This window comes from Lentilactobacillus sp. (assembly GCF_040773105.1).
In the GTDB taxonomy this organism is placed as follows: domain Bacteria; phylum Bacillota; class Bacilli; order Lactobacillales; family Lactobacillaceae; genus Lentilactobacillus; species Lentilactobacillus parabuchneri.
Map to the genome: position 1 here is coordinate 1 of NZ_JAXGWW010000218.1, position 3,551 is coordinate 3,551.

Sequence of the window (3,551 nt, forward strand, 5' to 3'; positions counted from 1 at the left end):
ATTGACGAACCAGAAACAATCATATAAAATTAAATGTATTCTACTACGAAAGGAAAGATTGCTATGAGTTCACTTGTTAATCGCAGTTGGCAAAGCCGGTAACAAGTCACATCGATACAGATGCGACTTGATCTTAAGCATGCGATCATGAACGCATCTGTACCGGCAATCTTTCGGAAAACGAACGGTCTGTACAGATGATTCCGGCAGGCCGACTTATGACGAGCATTTCGGTCGGGCAGACTGGAATGCTCGTTTTTGTTCGTATTAATTTTTTAAATAAAATCATTGAGATTGAGGGAGACGGTAATTATGAAGAAAAAATATTTAATTTCAGGTGTCATCGCTGTGTTAATCGTGATTTTGGGCGTCGCATTTGCTCAGGGGAATCAGAAACAAAAGACCCAGGCCAAGCCGACCGTTGGGATTCTTCAATTAATGTCACATCCAGCGCTGGACGCCATCCACAAAGGAATCATTCACGGACTTGAAGAAGAGGGCTACACCCCTGGCAAGAACATCAAAATTGATTTTCAAAATGCCCAAAATGACCAAAGTAATTTGAAAACAATGAGCACCAAATTTGCCAATGAGGATGCAGACCTGTCCATCGGAATTGCAACCCCATCGGCCCAGGCTTTGGCAAATACGATTACCCATAAGCCTGTCATCCTCGGTGCCATCACCGATCCAAAGGGCGCCGGCCTCGTTAAAAATAACAGCAAGCCCGGTGGCAACATCACCGGTGTTTCCGACCAAGCACCACTTAAAGAACAACTAGGCTTGATCAAGCAATTCATGCCTCACATGAAGACATTAGGAATCATTTACACATCAAGCGATGACTCCGCCGTCGCCCAATACAAGATGTTCGTCAAAATATGTAAACAGGAAAATGTTCGTTTGAAAGCTTACTCAATCGCTAATACCAATGATTTAACCCAAGTTGCTGAACAAGCCGTTCGTTCGGTTGACGCGATTTACGTTCCAACCGATAACACCATTGCCGGTGCGATGCAGACGCTGGTAGGTGCCGCAAACAACGCAAAGGTACCCGTCTTTCCTGCCGTTGACACCATGGTTAAACAAGGTGGTGTTGCAACGTACGGAATTGACCAATACAAATTGGGAGTTGCAACTGGTAAGATGAGTGGCCAGATCCTCAAAGGAAAGAAGAAGCCTGCCACCACACCAATCAAATTCTTCCGTTATGGAAAATTGATCATCAATGAAAAACAAGCGCACAAGTTGGGCATCAAAGTTCCTGCAGCACTTTTGAAGAAAGCCCAAGAAAAAGGAGAATTGATTAAATGAGTATTATCGTATCAGCAATCGGCCAAGGATTAACTTGGGGGATCGTCGGCATCGGCCTATTTCTCACGTTTCGAATTCTTGATTTTCCCGATATGACCGTTGAAGGCACCTTCCCGATGGGTGCTGCCGCCTGTGTGGCCGCAATTTATTCAGGCGCTTCCCCACTTGTTGCAACCTTGATCGCTTTTATTGCCGGCATGCTGGCTGGTTTGGTGACGGGACTGCTGTACACTAAAGGAAAAATTCCTGTGTTATTAGCAGGAATCTTGGTAATGACCGCTGCTTACTCCGTCAACCTACGGATCATGGGCCGTGCCAACCTATCATTATTTGATAAGCCAACAATGTTGAAAAACCACTTCCTGGAATCACTGCCACCTTACTTTGACAGCGTCGTTCTGGGCATCATCGTAGTCGCAATCGTCACAGCCTTGATTATTTACTTCTTGCAAACCAATCTGGGCCAAGCCTTCATTGCAACTGGGGATAACCCCAACATGGCACGCTCACTTGGTATCAGTACTGATGCGATGCAGATTATGGGACTTGGCGTTTCCAATGGTTTGATTGGCCTTGGTGGTGCTCTGGTTGCCCAAAATAATGGGTTTGCCGACGTTAACATGGGAATCGGCGTCATCGTGGTTGCCTTAGCCTCAATTATCATTGGCGAGGTCGTCTTCGGTGATTTGACCATGAATCAGCGGCTGATTGCCGTCACAATCGGAAGTATCCTGTATCGGTTTGTCATCTTACTTGTTCTCAAGTTGGGCTTCAACGCCAACGACTTGAACCTGATTTCAGCAATTGTTCTGGCCCTCTTCATGATGTTCCCAGTACTGGAAAAACGTTTCCGGATCCGCCATACTTTAGCAAAGGGGATGACCAAACATGACTGAGCCAATCTTTGAGTTAAAAGATATTGTCGTCACTGTCAATCATGGGACACCTGAGCAAATTAACATCATGGATCACGTTAACTTAGCGATTTATCCCGGTGACTTTGTGACAATTCTGGGGTCAAACGGCGCCGGAAAGTCGACGTTATTTAACGTCATCGGCGGCAATATTCCCGTTTCAGAAGGCCAAATTCTACTTAATGGCAAAGACATTACTAATATGTCCGTGGAACATCGCACCCGCTTCTTAAGCCGCGTCTTCCAAGATCCCAAAATGGGCACCGCCCCACGAATGACCGTTGCCGAAAATCTCTTATTATCTGAAAAGCGCGGTCAGCACCGTGGCTTTGGTTCAAGGCATCTTAAAGCCCACATGGATAAGTTCAAGGAGATTACGTCCGTTATGAACAATGGTCTGGAACACCGGTTAAATACCGCCACCGGCAAATTATCAGGTGGGCAGAGGCAGGCGCTTAGCTTCTTAATGGCAACGATCAAGCGCCCTGAGATTTTATTGTTGGATGAGCATACCGCTGCCTTAGATCCCCAGACCTCTCAAGAACTGATGACTGCGACCAACGACCAAATCACGCAAAACCACCTCACCTGCTTGATGATCACCCACCATTTGGATGATGCTTTAAAGTATGGAAATCGATTAATCGTCTTGGATAATGGAAAGATCACCTACGACATTGCGGGTGATCAAAAGGATAACCTGACAAAGGAAGAATTATTGAGCTTCTTCAACGATATTGAAGAGTAACGCACAAACTCATTTATAATTACAGCGTCATTTAGAGGCTGGGCCAAAAGTATCAACTTTTGACTCAGCCTTTTTTGATGTTTTTCATATTATCTTGCGAAAACATTTGCTAACCGGCGTTTTGTCTTTTGGACATTTTCACCAATTAGTATGAATTATTAGAGAATTTGAAAGCACTTTCTTTGTAATTTTTATACCTTCTTATTTATAATGAGGGCATGGAGGGGATTCTATAAAGTCTTGTGATTGTGAAATTTAGAATAACTTAAACTTATGTAAATAATTCGAAATTTCTTCACAGATTCTTTATAGTTTTTTTGTAAACTTAAGTCAGTAAAAGAAAAGGAAGTGAACATGATGCAAAATCAACATACAACACCAAAGAAAATAAGATTTAAGATGCCTTCAGCGTACACGATCTTATTTCTGATTATTATATTCGTTGCAATTTTAACTTGGATCATTCCAGCTGGGCAGTATTCGACTGATAAAGCCGGCAACATTATTGCCCATACTTATAAGGCGGTTGCCTCTAACCCTCAAGGTATTTGGGACGTCTTTTCAGCCCCGATCTA

Annotated in this window: 3 protein-coding genes and 1 pseudogene; all 4 read left to right on the forward strand. The window is 43.8% G+C overall.

Translation table 11 applies throughout. The features are described 5' to 3' along the window. Nucleotides 1-312 precede the first annotated feature (312 nt). Nucleotides 313-1,314 carry a tryptophan ABC transporter substrate-binding protein gene (gene trpX, locus AB3112_RS09640; protein ID WP_084974524.1) on the forward strand — a complete coding sequence of 334 codons (1,002 nt, stop codon included), beginning with the start codon at nt 313-315 and terminating at the stop codon, nt 1,312-1,314. Continuing rightward, nucleotides 1,311-2,210 carry an ABC transporter permease gene (locus AB3112_RS09645; protein WP_057910887.1) on the forward strand — a complete coding sequence of 300 codons (900 nt, stop codon included), beginning with the start codon at nt 1,311-1,313 and terminating at the stop codon, nt 2,208-2,210. The genes trpX and AB3112_RS09645 overlap by 4 nt, the downstream gene beginning before the upstream one ends. Next, nucleotides 2,203-2,976 (forward strand): ABC transporter ATP-binding protein, encoded by a 774-nt coding sequence (locus tag AB3112_RS09650; RefSeq protein WP_057910886.1) that lies wholly within the window; start codon nt 2,203-2,205, stop codon nt 2,974-2,976. The genes AB3112_RS09645 and AB3112_RS09650 overlap by 8 nt, the downstream gene beginning before the upstream one ends. Nucleotides 2,977-3,330: 354 nt before the next feature. Then, nucleotides 3,331-3,551 (forward strand): annotated as a pseudogene (locus tag AB3112_RS09655) (YfcC family protein); the annotation flags it as partial.